This window comes from Actinosynnema sp. NPDC059797 (assembly GCF_042732085.1).
In the GTDB taxonomy this organism is placed as follows: Bacteria; Actinomycetota; Actinomycetes; order Mycobacteriales; family Pseudonocardiaceae; genus Actinosynnema.
On the sequence record NZ_JBHWIE010000014.1, the window covers coordinates 1 to 22,710 of the forward strand.

Genomic DNA, 22,710 nt, shown 5'->3' on the forward strand with positions numbered 1-22,710 from the left:
CGCCATCGCGACCAGGTTCGACAAGACCGCCGTGTCCTACCGGGGCATGCTCGACCTGGCCACCCTGCTCATCTGGCTTTGAGGACAGCCCCTAGCCCAACCGCGGCCAGGCCAACAGCGCCTCCACCCCTGCCACGTCGCCCGTCACGGTCACCTCCTCCCGCGCCACGCGCCGCCACAGCAGCAGGTAGAGCTGCTCGGCCGTGCCCGACACCCGGGCGTCCGGCTCGCCCCCGGCCACCCTCCGGGGCTTGCCCCCGCCACCCCCACCGACACCCGCGCCGACCGACCACCGGTCACCCGTGTCGGTCGCCACCAGCTCCACCACCAGCGGCCCCCGCGCCCACTCCGGCCCGTGCAGGAAGCGGTCCAGGAACTCGCCCACCCCGTCGGCCGCCGGCTCCGCCGGGATCGGATCGGGCCGCCCCACCGCGTTCCACGCGTCCCAGCAGTGCACCACCGCCTCGTGCGCCTGCCGCGAGGCCACGTCCGCCGCCGTGGCGCGCTCCTCGTCGTTCCACCACACCCACACCGGCGCGTCCGGCGGGCACCCCCGCTGCACGGCCAGGTAGCGGGCGCTGATCTCCCGCCACCCCCCGACGCGGTCCGGCCCGGTGTCGGCGGCCCGCCGCGCGGCCGCCTCGTCCGGCACGCCGCCCTCGGCCAACAGCACCAGCGTCCACCACGACTGCACCTCGGCCAGGTGCGCGACCAGGTCGTCGACCGTCCAACCGGGACAGCTCGGCACGGCCGCGCCCAGGCGGCCGGTCACGGCCTCGGTGAAGGACTCGCTGTACGCCTCGGCGACGGCGACGTGGTCGATACCCATGCCGGCACGCTAGCGCCGGGGTACGACAATTCCGGCGAACCCGCGGCTCACACGGGGTTCGGCTCGTCCTCCGGGAACGGGTCGAGCGAGGAGCCGACCAGGTCGGCGATCGACTTGACCACCCGCGTCGGCCGGAACGGGTACAGCTCGGCCGTCGACTCGGCGGAGATGCCGGACAGCACCAGGATGGTGCGCAGCCCCGCCTCCAGGCCCGAGCGCACGTCGGTGTCCATCCGGTCGCCGATCATCAGGGTGTTCTCCGAGTGCGCGCCGAGCGCCCGCAGCGCCGACCTCATCATCAGCGGGTTCGGCTTGCCCACGTAGTACGGCTCGCGGCCGGTCGCGCGCTCGATCAGCGCGGCGACGGCGCCGGTGGCGGGCAGCGAGCCCTCGCGCGACGGGCCGGTCGCGTCGGGGTTGGTGGCGATGAACCGCGCGCCCTCCTCCACCAGCCGGATCGCCTTGGTGATCGCGGTGAAGCTGTAGGTGCGGGTCTCGCCGAGCACCACGTAGTCGGGGTCGCGGTCGGTGAGCACGTACCCGACCTCGTGCAGCGCGGTGGTCAGGCCGGCCTCGCCGATCACGAACGCCGAGCCGCCGGGTCGCTGCGAGTCCAGGAACCGCGCGGTGGCCAGGGCGGAGGTCCAGATCGCCGCCTCCGGCACCTCCAGGCCGGTCCGGGACAGCCGGGCGCGCAGGTCGCGCGGCGTGTAGATGGAGTTGTTCGTGAGGACCAGGAACGGGATGGCGTTCGCGGTCAGCTCGGCGACGAACTCGGCCGAGCCGGGGATGGGGTGCTCCTCGTGCACGAGCACGCCGTCCATGTCCATCAGGTAGTTCCACTGAGCGGCCATGGCGACATGCTGCCGGCTCAGGTGTCCACCACGCGCTGCCGGAACGCCTCGATCAGCGCCTGGTGGTACCGCTCCAGCACGGCCCGCTCCTCGGGGCCGAACCGGGACAGCACCTCGCGCAGCGTCTGCCGCGAGCCCTCGAACAGCGGGGAGAACCGGTCGTCCCCCGGCACGACCTCGACGAGCACCTTGCGGCGGTCGTGCGGGTCGCGGACGCGGCGGACGTACCCGGCGCGCTCCAGCCGGTCGATCACGCCGGTCACCGCGCCGGTGGACAGCCCGGACAGCTCGGCGATCCGGCCCGCGGTGACGGGCCCCTCGGCGCGCACGGCGAGGTCGAGGCACTTCCCGTCGGTCGGCGACAGCCCCATCCGCTCGGCGACCCGGCCGTGCAGGGTGACGGTGAGCGCGCTGGTCTCCCGCGCGTAGGCGCCGAACCGCTCCAGCTCGTCGGCGGGAACGTCGTGCTCACTGGTCATGTCCGGCAATTTAGCGGCCGGCGCGCCGGTCCAGGCAGCGCCTTCCGCGCCCCGGGACGCCGCCGGCCGCGATTCCCCGGTGAACGCGGACCCGCCCCGATTACCCTGGGGCGGGTGACAGCCGTGGAGTTGGGGATCCCCGTCGTGCGGGCCACCCCGGACGCGTCCGCACGTCCGGCGTCACCGCTGCTGGTCGACCGGTTCGGCCGGGTCGCGACCGACCTGCGCGTGTCGCTGACCGACCGCTGCAACCTCCGCTGCACCTATTGCATGCCCGCCGAGGGCCTGGACTGGCTGCCCAAGCCGGACCTGCTCACCGACGACGAGCTGGTCAGGCTGATCGGCATCGCGGTGACCCGGCTCGGCGTGACCGACGTCCGCTTCACCGGCGGCGAGCCGCTGCTGCGGCCGAACCTGGACGACGTGGTGGCGGCCACGGCGGCGTTGACGCCCCGGCCGCGGATCTCGATGACCACGAACGGGTTGACCTTGGCGAAGCGGGCGGCCGGCCTGGTGGCCGCGGGACTCGACCGGGTGAACGTGTCGCTGGACACCCTCGACCCGGCCCGGTTCAGCAGGCTGACCAGGCGCGACCGGCTGGGCGACGTGTTCGCGGGCCTGGCCGCGGCCCGGGAGGCGGGGCTGACGCCGGTCAAGGTCAACTCGGTGCTGATGCGCGGCGTGAACGAGGACGAGGCCGTGCCGCTGCTGCGGTTCTGCCTGGAGCACGGCTACCACCTGCGGTTCATCGAGCAGATGCCGCTGGACCCGCAGCACGGCTGGGACCGGGACGGCATGGTGACGGCCGAGGAGGTCCTGGCCGCCCTGCGCGCGGAGTTCCCGCTGACACCCGACCCCGGCGAACGCGGCGGCGCGCCCGCCGAGCGGTGGCTGGTGGACGGCGGGCCGGCCGCGGTCGGCGTCATCGCGTCGGTGACGCGGCCGTTCTGCGCGGCGTGCGACCGGACCCGGCTCACCGCCGACGGCCAGGTGCGGAACTGCCTGTTCAGCCAGTCGGAGACGGACCTGCGGGGCCTGCTGCGCGGCGGCGCGTCGGACGAGGAGGTCGCGGACCGGTGGCGCGCCAACTCGTGGGCCAAGGCCGCCGGGCACGGCATCAACTCGGCCGGGTTCAGCCAGCCCGACCGGCCCATGAGCGCGATCGGAGGATGAGGTGCGGCTGACGGTGCGGTACTTCGCGGGCGCGCGGGCCGCGGTGGGCGTGGCGGACGAGAGCTTCGACCTGCCCGAGGAGGCCCCCACGGTGGCCGCGGTGCTCGCCGCGGTGCGCGACCGGCACGGCGATCGGGTGACGCGCGTGCTGCCCGCGTGCAGCTTCCTGCTGGACGGCGTGGCGGTCCGCGATCATGACACGACGGTGTGGTCGGGGTCACAACTCGACGTGTTGCCCCCCTTCGCCGGAGGCTGACGAGCCCTTCTCGGATGGATTAACACGTGAGCCAGACCTCACTTACCGTGATTTATTTCGACCGATCTCGGAACGGAAACGGACCGATAACGGTGCTCTGACCAGGCTAAACGGCGCGGTCGAGGAGTCACCCCATAGCGTTACAGTGATGTCGATCACACCTCGGTTCGTTTGGCGCAAGCTCTCCCGGTTACGTACCGTCGCTCCTCGGTTGGCCCCGACCGACCACGAGCACGACCCGGGACGCCACGCACCGAACCTGTCCAACGGCCCCCGGGAACACCCCCCGAGCGAGAGAAATCCGCCGGACAGGAAAGCTGGGCGATCCCCGGGCCCCGAACCCGGACCGCCCGTGCAGGTGCGACGGGCTGAGAGGGAAATGGCTTCTTACCGAGGCAAGCACCGCCCGATCACCACCAGCTCCGCGACCCGCGGCATCGCGAAGGTCGCCGTCGCCGGCGTCATCGTCGGCGCCCCGCTGGGCCTGGCCGCCGGCACCGCCAACGCCCAGAGCGTGAACTGGGACGCGGTCGCCGCGTGCGAGAGCGGTGGCAACTGGAGCATCAACACCGGCAACGGCTACTACGGCGGCCTGCAGTTCCTGCCGTCCACGTGGACCGCCAACGGTGGCGCGGGCATGCCGCACCAGGCGTCCCGCGAGGAGCAGATCCGCGTGGCCGAGAACGTCCTGCAGACGCAGGGCATCGGCGCCTGGCCCGTCTGCGGCCCCAAGGGCCTCGGCGGCGGCGCGGCGGCCCCGGCGCGGACCGCCCCGGCCCCGGTGCAGCAGCAGGCCCCCGTGCAGCAGCAGCAGGCCCCGGCGCCGGCCCCGGTCCAGCAGGCCGCGCCCGCCCCCGTCGTGGTGGCGCTGCCGACCAGCAACCCCGAGGGCGACTACGAGATCAAGGCGGGCGACACCCTGTCGAAGATCGCGGACGAGCTCAAGGTCGAGGGCGGCTGGACCGCGCTGCACGAGCTGAACAAGGACTTCATCCCGAACCCGGACCTGATCATGCCGGGCCACAAGATCGCCACCAAGTGATCCAGGCCCCGGCGATCCGGTCGGCGTGAGCCGGCACGGGCCCGACCGCCTTCCCCTCGGCGGTCGGGCCCTCGCCCGTCTCACGGCATGTTGACCCACTCGTCGCTGCCGTCGGCGAACACCTGCCGCTTCCACACCGGCAGCCGGCGCTTCACCTCGTCGACCAGCTCCGAGCACACGTCGAACGCCTCGCGTCGGTGATCGGCCGACACCGCGCACGCCAGCGCCACGTCCCCGATCGCCAGCGCGCCGACCCGGTGCGACACGGCCACCGCCCGCACCCCGCCGAACCGGGCCACCACGTCCGCGACGACCTCGGCCACCACCGCGGCGGCCGTCGGGTGGCCGACGTACTCCAGCTCCCGCACCGACCGGCCGCCGTCGTGGTCGCGGACCACCCCGGCGAACGTCACCACCGCGCCGGCGGCGGCGCGCCCCACCAGCTCCGCGTGCTCGTCCACCGACAGCGGTTCGCCGCTGACGGTCGCGCGCAGCACCTCCGTCACGCGTGATCACCTCCGGCCACCTGGTCGACCGCGTGCTCCAGCACGGTCGCGAGCACGTCCAAGCCGTCGCGCACCCCGCCGGTCGAGCCCGGCAGGTTCACCACGAACGTGCGGCCCGCGACACCCGCCACTCCGCGCGACAGCACGGCCGTCGGCACCCGCGGCCACCCGGCCAGGCGGATGGCGTCCGCCACCCCCGGCACCTCGTAGTCCAGCACCGAGCGGGTCGCCTCCGGCGTGCGGTCGGTCGGGCTGACGCCCGTGCCGCCGGTGGTGACCACCACCGCCACGCCGTCCGCCACGGCCCGCCGCAGCGCCTCCGCCACCGGCTCGCCGTCCGGCACCACCACCGCGTCCGGCACGTCGTAGGAGCGCTCCCGCAGCCACGCCACGATCACCGGCCCCGAGCGGTCCTCGTAGACGCCGGCGGACGCCCGGTTGGACGCCGTGATCACCCGCGCGCGCCTCACGGTCGCTCCCACAGGCCGGTCTTGCCGCCCTCCTTGCGCTCCACCCGCACGGCGTCGAGCTGAGCCGCCGGGTCGACCGCCTTCACCATGTCGTGCAGCGTCAGGCCCGCCACGGACACCGCGGTCAGCGCCTCCATCTCCACGCCGGTGCGGTCGGTCGTGCGGACGGTCGCCGTGATGCGCACCTCCGCCTCGCCCAGCGCCAGGTCCACGCGCACGCCCGACAGCGCGATCGGGTGGCACAGCGGCACCAGCTCCCAGGTCCGCTTCGCGGCCATGATCCCGGCGACGCGGGCGGTGGCCAGCGCGTCGCCCTTGGGCAGGCCGTCACGGCCGAGCAGCGCCACCACCTCCCCGGTCGTGCGCAGCACGCCGGAGGCCACCGCGGTGCGCGTGGTCGGCTCCTTGCCGGAGACGTCGACCATGCGCGCCGCGCCCGTGGCGTCGACGTGGGTGAGGTGCTCGCTCATACCGGCGATGCTAGGCCGCGCCCGCGAACCCGGGCCCACGAACCCGCGCCCACGCGACCCGGGCCGGCGAACCCACGCCGGCGCGACCCGTGCCCTCGAACCCGGGCCCTCGAACCGGGCCGGCGCGACCCGGGTCAGGACGCCCCGGTCGCCGCCTTCCGCACCGCCTCGGCCACCGCCGGCGCCACCGTCGTGTCGAACACGCTGGGCACGATGAACGAGGCGTTGAGCCGGTCGCCGTCCACCACGTCCGCGATGGCGTTCGCCGCGGCCAGCAGCATCGAGTCGGTGATGGTGTGCGCGTTGGCGTCCAGCAGGCCCCGGAACACGCCGGGGAACGCCAGCACGTTGTTGATCTGGTTCGGGAAGTCGCTGCGCCCGGTGGCCACGACGGCGGCGTGCTTCTGCGCCTCCATCGGGTCGATCTCCGGGTCCGGGTTGGCCAGCGCGAACACGATCGCGCCGGGGTTCATCGTGGCGACCTGCTCGGCGCCGAACAGGTTCGGGGCGGACACGCCGATGAACACGTCCGCGCCGACCAGCGCGTCGTGCAGCCGGCCGCTGACGTTGGACTTGTTCGTGGAGGCCGCGATCGACTTCAGGTTCTCGTCCAGGCCGGAGCGGTCGCGGTGCACGATGCCGTCCACGTCGACCGCGACCACGTCGCCGGGGCCCTGCTTGAGCAGCAGCCGGATGATCGCGCTGCCCGCCGCGCCCACGCCGCAGACCACGATCTTGCAGTCCTCGATCTTCTTCCCGACCACGCGCAGGGCGTTGCGCAGCGCGCCGACCACGACGATCGCGGTGCCGTGCTGGTCGTCGTGGAAGACCGGGATGTCCAGCTTCTCGCGCAGCCGCGCCTCGATCTCGAAGCAGCGGGGCGCGGCGATGTCCTCCAGGTTGATGCCGCCGTAGACGGGGGCGATCAGCTCGACCGCGCGGATGATCTCCTCGGTGTCCTGGGTGTCCAGGCACACCGGCCAGGCGTCCACGCCCGCGAACTTCTTGAACAGCGCGGCCTTGCCCTCCATCACCGGCAGCGCGGCGGCCGGGCCGAGGTTGCCCAGGCCGAGGACCGCCGAGCCGTCGGTGACCACGGCGACGGTGTTGCGCTTGATGGTGAGCCGGCGGGCGTCGTCGGGGTTCTCCGCGATGGCCTGGCAGATGCGGGCCACGCCGGGCGTGTAGGCGCGGGAGAGGTCGTCGCGGTTGCGCAGCGGGACCTTGGACGAGATCTCGATCTTGCCGCCGAGGTGGACCAGGAACGTCCGGTCGGACACCTTGCGGACCGCGACGCCCGGCAGCAGGCCGAGGGTGTCGGTGATGTCCTTGGCGTGGTTGGCCGACAGGGCGTTGCAGGTGAGGTCGATGATCACCCGGTCGGCGTGCGACTCGACGACGTCGAACGCGGTGATGACGCCACCGGCCCGACCGACCGCCGAGGCGAGGTCGCCCGCGGCGGACGCCGACGGCGGGGCCTCCAGGCGGACGGTGATCGAGTAACCAGGGCCGGGGACCGGCACGGCGAACCTCCCAGGACTGCGCGGCGCAAGAGGCCATCGAGCGTAGTCCGGGCGAAATTGCGGAACGCGCGCGGCTCGTTCGCCGCGCGCGTCCGTGTGTTAGTGGGGCGCCGGCGGCCCTACCGGTTGATCTCGGTCACCGGGTGGTGGTAGCCGAGGTCCTCGACCGGCAGGGGGAAGGTGACCTTGCCGAACGGGGACAGCGCGCCCTGGACGTCGGCGGCCAGCTCGCTGACCGCGTACTTGCCGTCCGCGGGCGGCTCCGGCCAGTTCGGGTCGATGCGCTCGGGGCGGGCCTTGGCCACGGTTCCTCCTCGGTGTTGCCTGCGTCGGGTCAAGTGTGCCTCACCGGGCCGTTCGGGTCGGCCCGCGGTGCCCGGACCGGAATCCGAGAGACGCGTCACTTGTGCGATACCTAACCTGTCCACCGTGAACACCCCGGCCGTGCTGCTGAACGTGGTGGACGTCGAGGCGACGTGCTGGGACGGGCAACCGCCACCCGGTCAGGTGAGCGAGATCATCGAGATCGGCCTGACCGTGGTCGACCTGACCTCCCTCACCCGCCTGTCCCGCCACCGCGTCCTCGTCCGCCCCCAGCGCTCCACCGTGAGCCCCTTCTGCACCGAGCTGACCGGCCTGACCCAGGCCGAGGTCGACACCGGCGCCACGTTCCGCGAGGCGTGCCGCCTCCTGGTCACCGAGCACCACTCGTCGACCCGCCCCTGGGCCAGCTGGGGCGACTACGACCGCAGGCAGTTCGAACGGCAGTGCCGCGCCACGGGTACCCCCTACCCCTTCGGCCAACACCACACCAACGCCAAACTGGTCTTCACCCAGGCCCACGACCTGCGCAAACGACCGGGCATGGCCCAAGCCCTAACCGTCGCCGACCTCCCCCTGGAAGGCCGCCACCACAGCGGCGAGGACGACGCCTGGAACATCGCCGCCCTGGTCCTCCACCTGGCCACCACCCACCACTGGCCCACCCCCTGACCGCGTGTCCTCCACCCGGACATCGCGTGTCCTCCACTCCGACACCGCGAGTCGTACGTTCAAATCACGCGAGTCGTACGTTCGGGTCGCGCGAGTTCAGCGTTCAGGACCCGGCCGGCGGGCCGGTGGGGTGCGCGAGCGTTGAACTCGGGGGTCCCGGACGTACGACACGACGGTCCTGGACGTACGACTCGCGGTGTCTGGACGTACGACTCGCGATGTCGGAGTGGAGGACACGCCGTGTCGGAGTGGAGGACACGCCGGGGTTGGGGGGAGGAGGCGCTGGGGGGTGGAGGTGGGGGCGGGGGTGGCATATACCGTGGTGGGGATGTCCGGCGTCACCCTTGCCGAGTGGCTGCGGGCGCGGGAGGACGCCGCGCTCGTGGCGCTGTTGCGCGCCCGGCCGGACCTCGCCACGCCGCCGCCGGCCGACACGACCGTGCTGGCCACCCGGATCGGGTCCCGGGCTTCGGTGGCCCGGGCCTGCGAGGACCTCGACACCTTCACGCTGACGGTGTTGGAAGCGCTGCTCGTGCTGGACGCCGACCTGGCGCCGGTTCCGGTCGGGCGGCTGGAGGCGTTGTTCGGCGCCGGTGACGCGAACCCGCCCGCCGGCGCGGACCTGTCCGACGCCGTTCGGGCGGCCGTGGGGGTGCTGCGCGAGCGGGCGTTGCTGTGGGGGGACGACGAGGCGATCTCCACGCCCCCCGCCACCCGGGACGCGGTCAACCCCTTCCCGTGCGGGCTGGGGCGGTCGGTGCCGGCGCTGGCCGACGTCGAGGTGGACGGGTTGCCCGAGGACGAGCGGCGCGTGCTGCGGGCCCTCGCCGCCGGGCCGCCGGTCGGGCAGACCAAGGACGCCGCCCACGTCGTCTCGCTCGCCAACGCCAAGACGCCGATCCAGAAGCTGCTGGCCAGGGGGCTGCTGGTGCGGCGCGACTCGCTGACCGTCGAACTGCCCCGCGAGGTCGGCCTGAAGGTCCGCGGCGACCGGCCGCTGGGCGACGTGCGGGTGGCCGAACCGCCGCTGGGCACCACCGCCCGGGAGCCCGCCACCGTGGACCGGACGGGCGCCGGCGTGGCGCTGGAGCTGTCCCGCCACGTCGAGTCGCTGCTCAAGGGCTGGTCGGACGAACCGCCGCCGGTGCTGCGGTCGGGCGGCCTCGGCGTGCGCGACCTGCGCAAGCTGGCCAAGGACCTGGACGCCGACGAGCGCCGCGCCGCGCTGCTGGTCGAGCTGGTCGTCAACGCGGGCCTGGTCGCCGACAGCGAGGGCGCCGAACCGGAGTGGGTGCCGACCACGCAGGCCGACGCCTGGCTGGTGGCCGCGCCCGAGCACCGGTGGGCCGCGCTGGCCCAGGCGTGGCTCGACCTGCCCCGCCTGCCCGGGCTGATCGGCCGCCGCGACGACCGCGACCGCCTGCTCAACCCCCTCGCCCCCGAGCTGAACCGCCCGGCCGCGCCGAGGGACCGCAGGCGCGTCCTGGAGGCCCTGGCCGCCCTCGACCCGGGCACCGCGATCACCGACCCGGACGAGCTGGCCGCCGTGCTGGCCTGGCGCGCGCCCCGGCGCGGCGGCCGCCTGCGCGACGAGCTGGTCCGCTGGACCGTGGAGGAGGGCACCGAGGTCGGCGTGCTCGCGCTCGACGCCGTCACCGCCCAGGGCCGCACGCTGCTCACCGAGGGCACCGGCCCGGCCGCCAAGCGCCTCGGCGACGCGCTGCCCGCGCCCGTGGACCACGTGCTGGTGCAGGCCGACCTGACCGTCGTCGCGCCCGGCCGCCTCGACCCGGAGCTGGCCGACGAGATCGAGCTGGTCGCCGACGTCGAGTCGGCGGGCGGCGCCACCGTCTACCGCGTGCACGAGGGTTCGGTGCGCCGGGCGTTCGACGCCGGCCGCAGCGCCGCCGACCTGCACGAGCTGTTCCGGTCGCGGTCGCGCACCCCGGTGCCGCAGTCCCTGACCTACCTGATCGACGACGCGGCCCGCAAGCACGGCAGGCTGCGCGGCGGCGCGGCCGGGTCGTTCCTGCGCTGCGACGACCCGGTGCTGGTCGCCGAGGTGCTGGCGCACCCGACCGCCGAGCGGCTGGAGCTGCGCCGGATCGCGCCGACCGTGCTGGTCAGCCCGCTGCCGCTGGCCGAGGTGGTGGACGCGCTGCGGGCCGCCGGGTTCGCGCCCGCCGCCGAGGGACCGGACGGCCGGGTGCTCGACCTGCGCGAACGGGGCCGCCGGATCGCGGGCAAGGGCCGCCGCAGGCCCGCGCCGCCCGCCGCGCCGTCGGAGGAGCAGCTCGGCGAGCTGGTCCGCCTGGTCCGGGCGGGCGACCGCGCGGCGACCACGACGGGCGGGACGAGGGTGTCGGTGCCCGGCCACCTGGGCGCGGGACCGTCGGCGACGCTCGCCCTGCTCCAGCAGGCCGCCAGGCAGGGCCGCAACGTGCTGGTCGACTTCGTCGACGGCCACGGCACGGCGGCCCGCCGCGTCATCACGCCGCAGGTGGTGGGCGGCGGCGTGCTGGAGGGCGTGGACGTCAGCTACGGCGAGGTGCGCCGCTTCCCGCTGCACCGCATCACGTCCGCCGCGCTGGTCGAAGACGGCACGGACGGCACCGGCGACACCCTGTCATAAGGCGCCGACGGGCAAGCAGCGGAGAGACGGGCAGCGGACGACCGGCCGCGGACAGCCGGGCGCGCCGGTGGGCGGGGTGAGCCGGCCACCGGCGCGAGGACCGCGGGGGCGATCAGCCCGCGCGCACCGACATCCACTGGCGCATGGCGTGCTCCACCAGCGTGATGAGCGTCTGCTTCGTGGACTGCCGGTTGCGGGCGTCGCACGTCACTATCGGCACGGACTGGTCGATGGTCAGCGCCTCCCGCACGTCCTCGATGCGGTGGTGCAGCAGCCCGTCGAAGCAGTTCACGCCGACGACGTACGGCAGCTGCCGGTCGTCGAAGAAGTCGATCGAGGCGAACGCGTCGGCCAGCCGGCGGGTGTCGACCAGCACGATCGCGCCGATGGCGCCGCGCACGAGGTCGTCCCACATGAACCAGAACCGGTGCTGGCCGGGCGTGCCGAACAGGTACAGGATCAGGTCCTGGTCCAGCGACACCCTGCCGAAGTCCATGGCCACCGTGGTCGTGACCTTGTTCGGCGTGGCCGAGAGGTCGTCGACCCCGGCGCTGGCCTCGGTCATCACCGCTTCGGTGGTCAGCGGAACGATCTCCGACACGGAACCGACGAACGTCGTCTTGCCCACGCCGAACCCGCCCGCCACCACGATCTTCGCGGAGGTCGTCGGCTTCCGCGCGCCTTCGGCCGCGTTGGGGCTAGAGCCTGCGAAGCCCACTGAGCACCCTCTCAAGGAATTCAATGGAAGGCCGGTCCCCAACGACCAAGCCGCCCTGGTGAATCAAAACCAAACCCATGCTCGCCATGTCGCCGATCAGCACCCGCACGACGCCCAGGGGCAGACGGAGGTGTGCGGCGACCTCGGCCACCGACCTGGTGTCGGTGCACAGCCCGCAGATGGACCGGTGCTCGGGCAGCACCGCCGCCTCCCGGTCCATGCCCTTCTCGCTGGTGGACACCAGCGCCTCGATGGCGAGGTCGTAGTCGGGACGGGTGCGCCCGCCGGTGCGGGTGTACGGGCGGACCAGCGAACCGGACTCCTCGGAGGGTTCCGGGGTGGGTTCCTGCCGTCGCACGACCGGCTGCGGTCCGGTCGTGTACGGCACCTGCTCCGGCACGCTGTCGGGCAAGCCGTGGGCACCGAACAGGTCGGCGCCCGGACCCCCGAACAGCCCACTGCCGTACCCGTCGATGTCGAACCGGTTGGGGACGTCGTCGTAGTCGTACGACGAGTCGTCAACCTCACGCTGTGACATGTCGCCTTGCCCCTGCCCTGTGCCTTCGACCCGCGGTGGTCCCGGTGCCCGCTCCGCCCGGCGGCCCGACCACGAGTTCGGTGCGTCCTCGGCTTCCTCGTCCTGTGCGGGGTCGGCATCCGGCTCAGCGAATCGGAAGCCGCCGACCGCCCACTCCTGGTAGTTGAAGTTCCTACCGAAGCGGCGGCCACCGGCGCCAGATCGTTCAGCCATTTACCTTCACCCCCACGATCTCATGAGGACTACCGCCGAACCACGCCCTGGAGCTGCGCGCGCAGCTCCGGGGTCAGCTGCTGGCCCACGCGCTCGACCAGGAGGGTCATCTCGTAGGCGACCAGGCCGATGTCGCAGTTGGGCGCCGCGAGCACGGCGAGGCACGACCCGTCGCTGATCGACATCAGGAACAGGTAGCCCCGTTCCATCTCGACCACGGTCTGGTTGACCGCGCCCGCTTCGAAGCAGCGGGCGGCACCCTGGGTCAGGCTGACCAGCCCGGAGGCCACGGCGGACAGTTGTTCGGCGCGGTCGCGGGGCAGGCCCTGCGAGCCGGCGAGCAGAAGCCCGTCGGCCGACACGACCACTGAATGCGCTACACCGGGAACCCGGCGCACGAAGTCGGTGATAAGCCAACCAAAGCTTCCTGGCTGAGCTGCGGTCGTCACTCCTGCTCCTCGTCTTGCCGGCTCGACATGTCACCAGCGTAAGCGTCGATCAACGCGTGTCGCCCTCGGCGGACGCCCTGCTGAAGACTCGACATGCGTCCACGGATCGCGTCGGCCGATCGTGGTGGCAGCGGGGGCCGCTGCGGTTGCCGCTCCGCCGCCTGGGGCTTCGGCGCGGCGGATCCGGGCACGAGCTGAGCCTTGGGAACCCGCTTGGGCAATCCCGCCTCCGTCGTGGTCTCGGGGACCTTGTTCAGCAAGGACTGGGCCGCCTGCCAACCTTCGTCCGCCGGCGACTGCCACACCGACTCGGCGTCACCCTGTTCGGGTTCGGCGACCGGCTCGGGCTCGGTCACGCGGGACACCTCCGCAGCGCGCTTGGGCAGGTTGTTGGGCGAGCCGGGCTGCCGCTTGGGCAACCCTCCCCCGATCAGGGTAGGCGTGCCGTTCTCGGCCTCGCGCTCGGGCAGGCCGTTGCCGTTCGCGCCGACGTCGAGGGTGCCGCGCTGCGCGAGCGCGTCACCGGGGTCGACGTAGGCGGTGTCGCCGATCGCCGGGTCGGCGAAGCCGGACGCCTCGCGGCCCGGCGCGGTCTGCCCGAACCCGGTCGGCAGCTGCCCGGCGGACGCCTCCGGCGTCGCGGACCTGGACCGACGGGTCGGCAGCGGCGTCCCCGCCCCGGGCTCGGCGGCGGGCGGCGCGGCGGCGGGCGGCACGGCCTGCGCGGTGGCCGCGGAGGTCTCGCTGCCCACGGCCTGGAACCACTGCGACAGGACCGCCTCGTAGATCGGCAGCCGCTCGGTGGGCGCGTCCACCTCGACGTCGGCGGGGCGGGCGGGGACGGGCGAGGTGCCGTTGCGGTGCGCCGGCTCCGGCTCGTCGGCGGTGAAGTTCGCGTCGACCGCCGCGGCGAACTGGGTGGTCTCGAACCCGTGCTCGTGGGCCTGGTCGTGCTCGTCGCGGTCCTCGTAGGCGGTGAACAGCGTCGGCTCGCCGAACGACCCGGACGGCTCGTGCTCCGCGTCGTGCGCGTCGAGCGAGGCCAGCCACGGCTGGGAGATCTCCTGAGAGGTCTCGGCCGGGGTCTCGGCGGCCGCCGGGGCCTCGCCGAACGCGGGCAGGCGCGCCGCGTCGTGCTCGCCCTCGCCGCGCACGAGGCTCACCGGGAACGCGGGCTGCTCGTCCTCCACCGGGGCCAGGCTCGGGAAGCTGGGGAAGCTCGGCTCGTCGTCGGAGCGGGTCGAGCCGCCGAGGCCGAACGCGCCGGCGATGCCCGACGCGCGCTGCGCCGAGCTGCCGCCACCGAACGCCGCCGGGGGCTCCATCGGCGAGCCGGGCTGCTGGACCAGCGTCTCGGGCACCAGCACGAGCGCGGTGGTGCCGCCCTCGATGTCCTCGTTGGGGCGCAGCCGCACCCGGATGTCGTGGCGCTTGGCCAGCCGCGCGACCACGTACAGGCCCATCCGGCGGGACACCGAGACGTCCACGTCCGGCGGGTCGGCCAGCCGCTCGTTGGCGTCCTTGATCTCCTGCTCGCCCATGCCGACGCCGCGGTCCTGGATCTCGATGGCCAGCTCGCCCTTGCGGGTGCGGGCCGTGCGCACGGTGACCTTGGTCACCGGGTCCGAGAACACGGTGGCGTTGTCCAGCAGCTCCGCGATCAGGTGCACGAGGTCGTTGACCGCGCGGCCCTGGACGGTCAGCTCCGGCGCCTGGCCGACCTGCACGCGGGCGTACTGCTCGACCTCGGACACCGCGGCGCCGAGCACCTCGGCCACCGGGACGGGGCGGGTGAGCCGCCGCGACAGGTCGGTGCCGGAGAGGACCAGCAGGTTCTCGCTGTTGCGCCGCATGCGGGTGGCGAGGTGGTCCAGCTCGAACAGGCTGGCGAGCTGGTCGGGGTCCTGCTCGTCCTGCTCCAGCCGGTCGATCAGGTTCAGCTGGCGCTCGACCAGGGCCTGCGAGCGGCGGGACAGGTTGACGAACATCGAGTTGACGTTGTCGCGCAGCAGCGCCTGCTCGGCGGCCAGCCGCACCGCCTCGCCGTGCACCGCGTCGAACGCGCGGGCGACCTGGCCGACCTCCTCGCGGGTGGTGATCGGCACCGGCGCGATGGCCGTCTTGGCGGCTTCCTCGGGGTTCGGGTCCTTCAGGATCGCCCCGACCGCCTCGGGCAGGCCGCGGTCGGCGACCTCGAGGGCGGTGCGGCGCAGCACGCGCAGCGGGTTGAGGATCGACCGGGCCACGAACAGCGCCATGACCAGGGCCAGCAGCAGCGCGCCGAGCACGATGCCGGAGTCGCGGAACGCCGCGGCGCGGGCGATGCCGGTCAGCTCGTTGGTGCGGCTCTGGAGCTGCTCCAGGAGCAGGACCTCCACGTCCCGGGTGAGGTTCACGGTCAGCGTGGAGGCGATGTCCCACTTCTCGGGGCGCAGCGTGTTCAGGTTGCGGCCCGCGCCGGCCAGGTTGAGCGCCGTCTCCTGCATGTCGTTCGCGGTGTCGACGATCAGACCGGTGACCGTGTCGTCGTAGATCTTGGCCTGGTCGGGGGTCGCGGACTTGCGGAAGTCGTTGCGGGCGGCGTCCAGCTCGGCGTTGGCCGCGAGCAGCTGGCGCTGCTGGCCCGCGCTGAACGTGCCGCGCTGGAAGACGTCGAGCATGATGCCGCGCTTGCGCGACTCCTGCTCCTTGATGCGGGCGATGGCGTTGGTGGCCAGGTGCAGCCGCACCAGCTCGGGGTGGTTGATGCCCGCGATGGCCTGCTCGCCGAGGTCGAGGAGGCTCTCCACCGACTCGGAGTAGGTGCGCAGCACCGCGTCGGACGGGTACTGGGTGTCGCGGACCGCGTTGCGGAGGCTGTTGAGCCGGTTGAGCTGGTCCGAGGCCCGGCGGAACCGGGTGACGACGTCGTCCTCGAGGTCGCCGCTCAGCTCCAGGATGCGGCCGTTGAGCGCGTCGATCTCGTCGTTGACGCGGCGCAGCTGCCGGTCGAGCACGACGCGGTCCAGCTCCTTGCCGGAGGCCACGTGGCTGGCGCTCAGGTCGCGCTCGCGCTGGAGCTGCTGCACCAGGTCCGCGACGGCCGCCTCCAGCTGGATCTGGTTGGCCAGGCGGTTGAACTCGGTCGCGTCGGCGAGGTCGGACTGCACCCGCAGGCCGCCCAGGGCGAGCGCGGCCACGGTGGGGATGAGCAGGACGGCCGCCAGCTTGGTGGGCAGCCGCCAGTTGCGGAGCCGCCACGCGGCGGGGCGGGCCTGCTGCTCGCGCACGTCGGTGCTGGGGTTGGCACCCGTGGACTCGGTCACAGTTCCATCACTCAACGCAGCCAGTCCGTCACCCGTTCCGGGGCTTTCCGAGCGCGGTGGAATCCCCACGCCTGACTGGCTGGGACCTCTCTCTCGACGGGCCACCCTGGGCTTCCTCTTCCGGCAGCAGTGGTTCCCCGGCCTCTCCCCAAGGACCGAAGCATGGACTCTGAATTAGGGCCGAATTGCAGCACAGGAGCGGTGGTGCCGGCTAGGCACCCCTCCCCCGCCCGGGGGCACGACGGTCCGCGACGACCTGTGCCACCCGGCCGGCAGCGTAGTGCGCGACCCCTGCCCCGGGGAAGACTCCGGAAGCACTCACCGTATCGGAGCAGGGCTGTCGTTTCATACCTCTGGGTGGTTACCATCCCCGGCATCGACAAGTGCGTCGAAATATTCGTTGATCAAAAAGACCCCGCTGCATGAGGTCATCCAGGCGAGAGGTGCCATGCCTACCCCAGCGCGTGTTCTGCGACGTGCGGCAGCGTTGTTCGCGTGTGCCGCGACCCTGACGGCGTGCGGACTGCTGCCCGGCACCGACGGCGACGACCGCCCCGAGGTCGAGCGCAACACGCTGCGCATCGGCGTCCTGCCCGTGGTGGACGTCGCGCCGCTGCGGCTCGCCCTGAACGAGAAGCTGTTCGAGCGGGCGGGCCTCCAGGTGCAGCTGGTCACGGTCGGGGACGAGGCCGAGGGCATCAAGCAGCTCGACACCACCCTGGACATCACCTGGGGCAGCCACGTCAACCTGCTCCGCGCGTTCGCCGAGGGCACCCAGCTCCAGCTCCAGGGCGAGGCGTACCAGGCGGGCTCGAACACGATGGCGCTGGTCACCCTGGACAACAACTACGACAGCCCGGACAAGCTGGCCTCGCCGCGCATCGCGGTCAACACCCTGGGCAACATCGGCGCCCTGACCACCACGACCATGCTGCGGACCACCGGCGTGGAGAAGCAGAGCATCCGGTTCCAGGAGATGCCGTTCGAGCAGATGGTGGACGCGATGCGGGCCGGGACCGTGGACGCGGCCTGGATGACCGAGCCGTTCATCACCCAGGCGCAGCGCAACGCGGGCGCCCGCGTCCTCGCCGACACCGCGATCGGCCCCACCAAGGACTTCCCGGTGTCCGGCTACGCGTCGAGCAAGAAGTTCGCCGAGGCCAACCCGCGCACGCTGAACCTGTTCCGGCAGGTCCTGCGGGACGCGCAGGAGGCGGCGTCGAACGACAAGCTGTCCGTGCAGGACGTCCTGACCAGCTACATGGACGTCGACCAGCAGACCGCCGCGCTGGTGTCCATCGGCACGTTCCCGCTGTCGCTCAACCCGGCCCGGCTCCAGCGGGTCGCGGACATGATGGACACCGAAGAGGTGCTGCCCGAGCGGCTGGAGATCGGCGACATGTTGCCGCCGGGAACCACTTAACGACGGAGAGTCATAAGGGGGCCTTCAATTGCGAGAAGGCCCCCTCTTCTTTCGCATTCAGGGGCTCAGGGGTTCGTGAGGCAGATGGTCGTCGCCGGCAGCGAGTAAACGACCGCCGTGTCACCGCTCGCGCACGCGTTCTCGTCGCTGCTGCCGATGACCCGGTCGACCCGGAAAGCACCGGGTGTATCGCAGGTCACCTTGGTGGTTTTGGCCGCCACAATCGTGCCCTCCTGCTTGAAGCAGTCCCCCTCCGAGGCGTTGAGGACCAGGCACAGCTTGTAGCCGTCGCTGCGGCGCCCGCCGGTGCTGTAGAACTCGGTGTAGTCGCCCTCGGGGCAGGAGTCGGTGCCGCTGTCCAGGCGGGTCGCCACCTTGAGGGCGGCCTCGGGCGCCCCGCAGTCGACCTGCTCGACGTCGGACTCCGTCACGCTCGCCTTGTTGACCTTCAGGCAGTCGCCCTCCCCGGCGCCCCCGGCACCGGTGAAGTTGCCGATCAGGCCCGCGACCACGATGCCGACGGCGCCCAGGACGACCACGCCGAGCACCGCTTTGGCGGCCCGGGGGGTGCCCTTCCTCGGCGGCGGGAACTGCTGACCGCCCGACGGGTACGGGGGGTGGCCGCCGGGCGGGCCGTAGCCCTGGGGGTGGGCCTGCGGGTATGCCTGGGGGTACGCCTGCGGGTGTGCCTGGGGGTATGCCTGGGGGTATGCCTGGGGGTATGCCTGCGGGTAGCCGCCCTGGACCGGGGCCGCGTAACCGGCCTGGCCGGGCTGCGGGTAGCCGGGCTGACCGAGGTGACCGGGGTGACCGGGGTGGTCGGCGGGTTGTCCGGGCGGCGGGTGGCCGGGCTGCTGCGGGTACTGGCCGGGGGAGCCCTGCGGCGGCGACGGCGGGCCCCAGGCCGGCTGCTGGGGTGGCGGGAAGCCCTGGGGCTGGCCGTGAGGCGGCTGGTTCGGGGGCGTGGTCACCTGCGTTCCTCTCGGTAGGCGAGCGGAACGTACCGCCGGGCGGCTCCCCGGCGCAGCCGAATCAGCGGCCGGTCACAGGGGGCGGCTCAGGCAGAACGTGACCTTGGGTTCGGGGTAGCGGGCCGTGGGGTTGTCGCCGCAGCTCACGACGCCCTGCGCGGCCTTGAGCACGCGGGTCGCGCCGGGCACGTCGCAGCCGACCTTGCGCAGGCCGGCGCGCGGGTCCCGCACGTAGCAGGAGCCCTCGACGAAGTTGGGGATGAGGCAGAGGGTGTACTCGCTGGTGAAGGTCGTGTAGGGCGCGCCGGCCGGGCACTGGGCGACCTCGTCGACGACCTTGGCGACCCGGACGGCGGCCAGGTCGTCCGAGCAGTCCGCGATCTCGTACCGGTCCTGGTCGCCGTTGCCCTCGACCCGTCCGCAGGAGCCCGGCACGGGACCGGGTGAGGAGGCGCCGCCGTCACCGCCGCCGAGCAGCGGCATCACGAACGCGAAGGCGATGACCACCGCGACCGCGCCGACGCCCCACCTGATCTTCGTGCGCATGATCCGGGGCATCGGCGCGGTCGCGGCTCGGCTTGAGCGGATTCACCCGCGCGTGTTCACTCCTCGGCGGGCGCGAGGCAGTACGTGACCGGCGGCTGGGGGTAGGACATGCCGGCGGAGTCCGGGCATGCCTCCAGGTCCGTGGAGCCCTGGACCACCTTGGTGACCTTGATCGTCGACGGGCCGGCGCACTCGGACTTGTCGAACCCGGTGCCGGCCTCCTCTGGCTGGTAGCAGGCGCCCTCGACCATGTTCGGCAGCAGGCAGAGCTTCCGGCCGCCGTCGCCCGCGGAGACCTCGGAGTAGCTGCCCTCGTCGGGGCAGGCGGCCTCCATGTCGTCGACCACCGCGCCGATCTTGAACGAGGCCCGGTCGTCGTCGCAGTCGAGGCTCTTGACCTCGGGGTTGTCCTCGAACTCGGACGTGACGTCGACGCAGTCCCCGGCCTCCGTCGAACCGCCGCCCGCCAGCCGGACCACGCCGAACACGACCACGGCGGCCAGCACGACGATGGCGGCGACGATGAGGACCTTCCTGCCCGCCCCGGACGGCTTGGCGTCGTGGTCGCCCGAGTCGCCCGCCCGTGGGACGGCGGCGGAACCGGGGTCGGCGGGGGTGGGCGCGGGCGCGGCCCCGCCGGCAGCGGCCCTACCGGCAGCGGCTTCACCGGCAGCGGCCCCACCGGCGGCAGCCCCGCCGGCAGCGGCGGTCGGGTCAGCGGCGGAGGTCGAGCCGGCAGCGGCAGTCCTCCCGGCGGCAGCCCCACCGGCGGCAGCCCCACCGGCGGCAGCCCCACCGGCAGCGGCGGCCGTCGAGCCGGGCGTGATCGAGTCGTCGATCGAGTCGGCGGGCGCGACACCGGGCGCCGAGGCGCCGGGGCCGGGCGGCACCTCGCCGACCGGTCGGGCGGGCGGCACGCCGCCACCGGCGGGACCCGCCACACCGGAGTCGGCACCGCCGGCCCCACCCGCCACGTTCGCGCCGGCGGCACCCGCCGTGCCCGCGGGTTCGTCGGCGGCCGCGCCGCCGGCAGCGGACGCGGCGGCCACCCCGCCCCCGGTCGACGGCTCGTCGGCGGCCGGCGCCTCGGAGGCCGGCTCACCGGTCCCGGTGGCCACCGGGTCGGCGGAGGGCGCGGGTCGGGCACCGGTCACGGCCGTGGGCCCGGCGGGCGTGGCGGGCTCGTTGCCGGCGACCGGCTGCTCCCGAGCGCCCGCGCCCGCCTCGGGCCGGACCTCCGGCTCCGCGTCGCCGGAGCCGAGGCCGGTGGACGCCGGGGTGGTCATCCGGGGCTCACCGGCGGACGCGGCGGCGGCTTCGGAGGCGGCGATGCGCTCCGCGTCGGCCGGTGGCACGTCCGGCCCACCGGGCACGTCCCGCGCGTTCGGCGAGGCGGAACCCCGCGGGGTGGGCTTCGGCGCGTCCTCGGCGGGCTGGTTCGGCTCGTTGCTCATGATCATCCTCGCTGGACGGGTGCGCGTGACGACCCAGAAGGTAGTCCCAGGGTCGTGACCAGGCGCACACGCGGTCGGGCACCGGACTTGCACGTGGTGGGCACACTGGAGGTACCCAAATCGACGGGAGTGCGCACCAGTGACCGACGGCCCCTTGATCGTCCAGTCGGACAAGACCCTCCTGCTGGAGGTCGACCACCCGCTGTCGGACGACGCCCGCACCGCCATCGCGCCGTTCGCCGAGCTGGAACGGGCCCCCGAGCACGTCCACACCTACCGGGTCACGCCGCTGGCCCTGTGGAACGCCCGCGCCGCCGGCCACGACGCCGAGCAGGTCGTCGACGCCCTGGTCCGCTTCTCCCGCTACCCGGTGCCGCAGCCGCTGCTGGTGGACGTGGTCGACACCATGGGCCGCTTCGGCCGCCTCCAGCTGGCCAACCACCCGGCGCACGGCCTGACGCTGGTGTCGCTGGACCGCGCGGTGCTGGAGGAGGTGCTGCGCCACAAGAAGGTCAAGCCCATGGTGGGCGCGCGCATCGACGACGACACCGTGGTCGTCCACCCCAGCGAGCGCGGCCGGCTCAAGCAGCTGCTGCTCAAGATCGGCTGGCCCGCCGAGGACCTGGCCGGGTACGTCGACGGCGAGGCCCACCCGATCGAGCTGGAGGAGGACGGCTGGCAGCTGCGCGACTACCAGCGCAAGGCCGCGCAGGCGTTCTGGGCGGGCGGTTCCGGCGTGGTCGTGCTGCCGTGCGGGGCGGGCAAGACCCTGGTCGGCGCGGCGGCCATGGCCGAGGCGCGGGCGACGACGTTGATCCTGGTCACCAACACCGTGGCCGGTCGCCAGTGGAAGCGGGAGCTGATCGCGCGCACCTCGTTGACCGAGGAGGAGATCGGCGAGTACTCGGGCGAGCGCAAGGAGATCCGCCCGGTCACCATCGCCACCTACCAGGTGATCACCCGCAGGTCGAAGGGCGAGTACAAGCACCTGGAGCTGTTCGACTCGCGCGACTGGGGCCTGATCGTCTACGACGAGGTCCACCTGCTGCCCGCCCCGGTGTTCCGGATGACCGCCGACCTCCAGTCCCGCCGCCGCCTCGGCCTCACCGCGACGCTGGTCCGCGAGGACGGCCAGGAGGGCGACGTGTTCTCGCTCATCGGGCCCAAGCGCTACGACGTGCCGTGGCGCGACATCGAGTCGCAGGGCTGGATCGCGCCCGCCGAGTGCACGGAGGTCCGGGTCACCCTCACCGACAACGAGCGCCTGGAGTACGCGACGGCCGAACCGGAGGAGCGCTACAAGCTGTGCTCCACGGCCCGCACCAAGCTGCCCGTGGTCAAGGCCGTCCTGGCGCAGCACCCGGGCGAGCCGGCGCTCGTGATCGGCGCGTACCTGGACCAGTTGGAGGCCCTGGGCGAGGCGCTGGACGCGCCGGTGATCCAGGGTTCGACGAAGAACAAGGAGCGCGAGGCCCTGTTCGACGCCTTCCGGCGGGGCGAGCTGAGCACGTTGGTGGTGTCGAAGGTGGCGAACTTCTCCATCGACCTGCCCGAGGCGTCGGTGGCCGTGCAGGTGTCGGGCACGTTCGGGTCGCGGCAGGAGGAGGCCCAGCGCCTGGGCCGGCTGCTGCGCCCCAAGGGCGACGGCAGGCAGGCCCACTTCTACTCGGTGGTGTCCCGCGACACCCTCGACACCGACTACGCCGCCCACCGCCAGCGCTTCCTGGCGGAGCAGGGCTACGCCTACCGGATCGTGGACGCCGACGACCTCCTCGGCCCGAAGCTGCCCGAGGTCGGGTAGCGGTCGGGGTCGCGCGGGCCCGCGGTGGGCTGTGGCGACCCGCTCGTGCGCCGGGGGGCGCGAGC

Annotated in this window: 20 protein-coding genes and 1 pseudogene; 7 read left to right on the forward strand and 14 right to left on the reverse strand. The window is 73.3% G+C overall.

The genetic code is table 11. The features are described 5' to 3' along the window. Positions 1-91: 91 nt before the first annotated feature. The 3 genes from ACFV4N_RS06820 to ACFV4N_RS06830 are packed head-to-tail and all read right to left on the reverse strand — an operon-like array spanning position 92 to position 2,162. Positions 92-829, reverse strand: coding sequence for a maleylpyruvate isomerase family mycothiol-dependent enzyme (locus tag ACFV4N_RS06820; RefSeq protein WP_499671539.1), 738 nt, complete (start codon positions 827-829; stop codon positions 92-94). A 47-nt stretch (positions 830-876) separates the two neighbouring features. Beyond that, on the reverse strand, positions 877-1,683 hold the full coding sequence (locus ACFV4N_RS06825; protein ID WP_499671540.1) for an HAD-IIA family hydrolase: 807 nt from the start codon (positions 1,681-1,683) through the stop codon (positions 877-879). Between the two features lie 17 nt (positions 1,684-1,700). Next, the gene (locus tag ACFV4N_RS06830) at positions 1,701-2,162 is read right to left on the reverse strand and encodes a MarR family winged helix-turn-helix transcriptional regulator (RefSeq protein WP_499671541.1); all 462 of its coding nucleotides are present in this window, start codon (positions 2,160-2,162) and stop codon (positions 1,701-1,703) included. A 114-nt stretch (positions 2,163-2,276) separates the two neighbouring features. Here ACFV4N_RS06830 and moaA point away from each other — a divergent pair, with 114 nt between their 5' ends. From moaA to ACFV4N_RS06845, 3 genes are all read left to right on the forward strand, one after another. Further along, a complete protein-coding gene (moaA, locus tag ACFV4N_RS06835) occupies positions 2,277-3,335 on the forward strand; it encodes a GTP 3',8-cyclase MoaA (protein ID WP_499671542.1) in 1,059 nt (352 codons plus the stop codon). A gap of 1 nt (position 3,336) precedes the next feature. Next, the gene (locus tag ACFV4N_RS06840) at positions 3,337-3,591 is read left to right on the forward strand and encodes a MoaD/ThiS family protein (protein WP_499671543.1); all 255 of its coding nucleotides are present in this window, start codon (positions 3,337-3,339) and stop codon (positions 3,589-3,591) included. A gap of 379 nt (positions 3,592-3,970) precedes the next feature. Beyond that, entirely contained in the window at positions 3,971-4,633 is a 663-nt protein-coding gene (locus ACFV4N_RS06845; RefSeq protein WP_499671544.1) for a transglycosylase family protein, read from the forward strand. An 80-nt stretch (positions 4,634-4,713) separates the two neighbouring features. On the opposite strand, the pseudogene ACFV4N_RS06850 reads toward ACFV4N_RS06845, so the two are convergent. The 4 genes and pseudogenes from ACFV4N_RS06850 to ACFV4N_RS06865 all read right to left on the reverse strand — a co-directional run bounded on the left by ACFV4N_RS06850 (position 4,714) and on the right by ACFV4N_RS06865 (position 7,907). Then, positions 4,714-5,594: pseudogene (locus ACFV4N_RS06850) on the reverse strand (molybdenum cofactor biosynthesis protein MoaE). 11 nt (positions 5,595-5,605) lie between these two features. After that, complete coding sequence (gene moaC, locus ACFV4N_RS06855) at positions 5,606-6,079, reverse strand: cyclic pyranopterin monophosphate synthase MoaC (RefSeq protein WP_499671545.1); 474 nt, start codon at positions 6,077-6,079, stop codon at positions 5,606-5,608. 134 nt (positions 6,080-6,213) lie between these two features. After that, the gene (locus tag ACFV4N_RS06860; RefSeq protein WP_499671546.1) at positions 6,214-7,602 is read right to left on the reverse strand and encodes an NAD-dependent malic enzyme; all 1,389 of its coding nucleotides are present in this window, start codon (positions 7,600-7,602) and stop codon (positions 6,214-6,216) included. A gap of 119 nt (positions 7,603-7,721) precedes the next feature. Next, positions 7,722-7,907, reverse strand: a complete 186-nt coding sequence (locus ACFV4N_RS06865; RefSeq protein WP_344033961.1) for a hypothetical protein — start codon at positions 7,905-7,907, stop codon at positions 7,722-7,724. Positions 7,908-8,031: 124 nt separating this feature from the next. On the opposite strand from ACFV4N_RS06865, the gene ACFV4N_RS06870 reads away from it, so the two are divergent. Further along, positions 8,032-8,595 carry a 3'-5' exonuclease gene (locus ACFV4N_RS06870; protein ID WP_499671547.1) on the forward strand — a complete coding sequence of 188 codons (564 nt, stop codon included), beginning with the start codon at positions 8,032-8,034 and terminating at the stop codon, positions 8,593-8,595. Between the two features lie 328 nt (positions 8,596-8,923). Beyond that, on the forward strand, positions 8,924-11,227 hold the full coding sequence (locus ACFV4N_RS06875) for a helicase-associated domain-containing protein (protein ID WP_499671548.1): 2,304 nt from the start codon (positions 8,924-8,926) through the stop codon (positions 11,225-11,227). A gap of 112 nt (positions 11,228-11,339) precedes the next feature. Here the strand turns inward: ACFV4N_RS06875 and ACFV4N_RS06880 are convergent, their stop codons facing one another. From ACFV4N_RS06880 to ACFV4N_RS06895, 4 genes are read right to left on the reverse strand one after another with little or no spacing between them, the layout of a single operon-like run. Further along, positions 11,340-11,945 carry a GTP-binding protein gene (locus tag ACFV4N_RS06880; RefSeq protein WP_033432210.1) on the reverse strand — a complete coding sequence of 202 codons (606 nt, stop codon included), beginning with the start codon at positions 11,943-11,945 and terminating at the stop codon, positions 11,340-11,342. Then, positions 11,926-12,696 carry a DUF742 domain-containing protein gene (locus ACFV4N_RS06885; RefSeq protein WP_499671549.1) on the reverse strand — a complete coding sequence of 257 codons (771 nt, stop codon included), beginning with the start codon at positions 12,694-12,696 and terminating at the stop codon, positions 11,926-11,928. The genes ACFV4N_RS06880 and ACFV4N_RS06885 overlap by 20 nt, the downstream gene beginning before the upstream one ends. Before the next feature lie 29 nt (positions 12,697-12,725). Further along, positions 12,726-13,145 carry a roadblock/LC7 domain-containing protein gene (locus ACFV4N_RS06890; RefSeq protein ID WP_033432212.1) on the reverse strand — a complete coding sequence of 140 codons (420 nt, stop codon included), beginning with the start codon at positions 13,143-13,145 and terminating at the stop codon, positions 12,726-12,728. Continuing rightward, positions 13,142-16,450 carry a nitrate- and nitrite sensing domain-containing protein gene (locus ACFV4N_RS06895; protein WP_499671550.1) on the reverse strand — a complete coding sequence of 1,103 codons (3,309 nt, stop codon included), beginning with the start codon at positions 16,448-16,450 and terminating at the stop codon, positions 13,142-13,144. The genes ACFV4N_RS06890 and ACFV4N_RS06895 overlap by 4 nt, the downstream gene beginning before the upstream one ends. Before the next feature lie 487 nt (positions 16,451-16,937). Here ACFV4N_RS06895 and ACFV4N_RS06900 point away from each other — a divergent pair, with 487 nt between their 5' ends. Then, the gene (locus ACFV4N_RS06900) at positions 16,938-17,873 is read left to right on the forward strand and encodes an ABC transporter substrate-binding protein (protein ID WP_499671551.1); all 936 of its coding nucleotides are present in this window, start codon (positions 16,938-16,940) and stop codon (positions 17,871-17,873) included. Between the two features lie 65 nt (positions 17,874-17,938). On the opposite strand, the gene ACFV4N_RS06905 is transcribed toward ACFV4N_RS06900, so the two are convergent. The 3 genes from ACFV4N_RS06905 to ACFV4N_RS06915 form a co-directional block, all read right to left on the reverse strand. Beyond that, positions 17,939-18,844, reverse strand: a complete 906-nt coding sequence (locus ACFV4N_RS06905; protein WP_499671552.1) for an LppU/SCO3897 family protein — start codon at positions 18,842-18,844, stop codon at positions 17,939-17,941. A gap of 72 nt (positions 18,845-18,916) precedes the next feature. Then, a complete protein-coding gene (locus tag ACFV4N_RS06910) occupies positions 18,917-19,390 on the reverse strand; it encodes an LppU/SCO3897 family protein (RefSeq protein ID WP_499671553.1) in 474 nt (157 codons plus the stop codon). A 56-nt stretch (positions 19,391-19,446) separates the two neighbouring features. Next, positions 19,447-20,844 (reverse strand): LppU/SCO3897 family protein, encoded by a 1,398-nt coding sequence (locus ACFV4N_RS06915; protein ID WP_499671554.1) that lies wholly within the window; start codon positions 20,842-20,844, stop codon positions 19,447-19,449. Positions 20,845-20,983: 139 nt separating this feature from the next. Between ACFV4N_RS06915 and ACFV4N_RS06920 the strand changes: the two genes are divergently transcribed. After that, positions 20,984-22,645, forward strand: coding sequence for a DNA repair helicase XPB (locus ACFV4N_RS06920; RefSeq protein WP_499671555.1), 1,662 nt, complete (start codon positions 20,984-20,986; stop codon positions 22,643-22,645). Positions 22,646-22,710 lie beyond the last annotated feature (65 nt).